Here is a 2,050-nt window from a genome sequence, read left to right as displayed (position 1 = left end):
GCATGTGGTCGATGCGTGGTTGCGGGCGGAGTTGCTGCTCAAGGGCACGGTGATCCACGAACGCCTGGTCGAGCAGTACGGGTTCACCGGTAACTACCAGCGGGTGAAGTTGTATCTGCAGCAGGCTCGGCCGCGGATCGCCGCGGAGTTGGGGATCAGCCCGGATCAGCTGGCGGGGCTGCACCGCCGGTTCGAGGTCGTCCCGGGTGCGCAGGCGCAGGTGGACTGGGGCGACGAGGGCGGCATCCTCGCTCACGTCGGAATCCCGAAGGTGTACTCGTTCCACATGGTGCTGTCGTACTCGCGGGATCCGTTCTGCTGCTTCACCACCAGCCAGGACCTGGCCGCGTTCTGGGAGTGTCACCGGCGGGCGTTCGCGCACTTCGGCGGGGTCCCCGGCGCGATCGTCTACGACCGGACAAAGACCGTGGTCCGCCGGCACGTCGCCCCAGGCCAGGCGGTGCCGCTGCACCCGGAAGCGGTCGCGTTCGCCGGGCACTACGACTTCGACATCGACGTGCTGGCCGCCTATCGGCCGACCGGCAAAGGGCGGGTCGAACGGCAGGTCACCATCGTCCGTGATCATGTCCTGGCCGGGCGGGCGTTCTCGTCGCTGGCCGAGCTCGATGCCACGTTCGTGGCCTGGGTGCCGCAGCGGCGGGCCGTGCGGCATCGCACCCACGGCGAGATCATCGGCGTGCGGGCGGTCCGTGACCACGCCGCGCTGCGACCGATCCCGGCCAGGGCGTATGTGGTCGCCGACCGGCATCTGCGGCACGTCGGCAAGGACTGCCTGGTCGCCTACGCCGGCAACCTCTACTCCGTGCCGGCCCGACGGGTCCGCCACCGCCAGCTCGTGGAGATTCGGGCGAGCGCCGCCACCGTCACCATCCACGCCACCGTGCCCGGCCTGGACGGCACCACGCTGCTGGCCACGCACCAGCGGGCCGTGGGCCGCGGCGCCCGCGTCGTCGACGAAAGCCACTGGGACGGTCTGCCCGACGGACACACCCGTGCCGTCACCACCGGCGACCCCGACGGCGGGCAGCCGACCACACGCCGACCGGCCCGCCACAACGGCGGCCAGGGACCGCTGCAAGCCCTGCTCAACCGCGCCGCCGCCGCCCAGATCGCCGTCGAGGCCCGGCCGCTGTCGGTCTATGAGCAGATCGCTGCGGCCAGCCCGTTCACCCACCGCCCACACCTGAAGGACGTCTCGAAGTGAGTGAGCTGGTCACCAACCGCATCCACGCCAGCGCCACCAAACTCGGCCTGCCTCACCTGGCCAAGACACTGCGGGAACTCACCGACCGGGCCGACACCGAAGCCATGGGCTACCTGGAGTTCCTCGACCTCGTCCTGGAAGAGGAACTCGCCGTCCGCGACGAACGCCGCTTCCGCGCCGGGCTACGCCTGTCGAAGCTGCCACACCACAAGACCCTCGACGACTACGATTTCAGCTTCCAACCCGACCTGGACCCCCGCAAGGTCCGTGACCTCGCCACCCTCGCGTTCGTGCAGGCCAAAGCCAACGTCGCTCTCCTCGGCCCGCCCGGCGTCGGCAAGACCCACATCGCCGTATCCCTCGCGGTCGCCGCCTGCCGAGCCGGATTCACCGTCTACTTCACCACCCTCGACGACATGGTCCGCCACCTCACCGCCGCCGACGCGATCGGCCGCCTGGCTCGCAAGCTGCAGACCTACCTACGCCCCACCGTCCTGGTCATCGACGAAGTGGGCTACCAACCCCTCGAACGACCCGAGGCCAACCTCGTCTTCCAAGTGATCTCGAAACGCTACGAGAAGGGCTCCACCCTGCTGACCTCGAACAAAGGCTTCGGCGAATGGGGTCAGGTCTTCGGCGACGAGGTCCTGGCCACCGCCATCCTCGACCGGCTCCTGCACCACTGCGACGTCGTCCCCATCAACGGCCCCAGCTACCGACTCAAGAACCGCCTCACCGCCATCGAGAACGTCGCCTGATGCCCACCCCGGCCACCCCGGACGACCCCGCGACCACCAGCGACACCAACCACCGCGATCTCCTGCC

Annotated in this window: 2 protein-coding genes; both read left to right on the top strand. The window is 69.4% G+C overall.

The features are described from left to right. A partial coding sequence (istA, locus tag Vgi01_RS30235) for an IS21 family transposase (RefSeq protein ID WP_204293333.1) occupies nucleotides 1-1,225 on the top strand: 1,225 nt, incomplete at its 5' end. Further along, nucleotides 1,222-1,983 carry an IS21-like element helper ATPase IstB gene (istB, locus tag Vgi01_RS30230; protein ID WP_102661095.1) on the top strand — a complete coding sequence of 254 codons (762 nt, stop codon included), beginning with the start codon at nucleotides 1,222-1,224 and terminating at the stop codon, nucleotides 1,981-1,983. The genes istA and istB, both read left to right, overlap by 4 nt. The last annotated feature ends 67 nt before the right edge of the window (nucleotides 1,984-2,050 follow it).

It is taken from the genome of Micromonospora gifhornensis (genome assembly GCF_016863515.1).
In the GTDB taxonomy this organism is placed as follows: Bacteria; Actinomycetota; Actinomycetes; order Mycobacteriales; family Micromonosporaceae; genus Micromonospora; species Micromonospora gifhornensis.
This window is presented reverse-complemented; position numbering and strand designations above follow the sequence as displayed.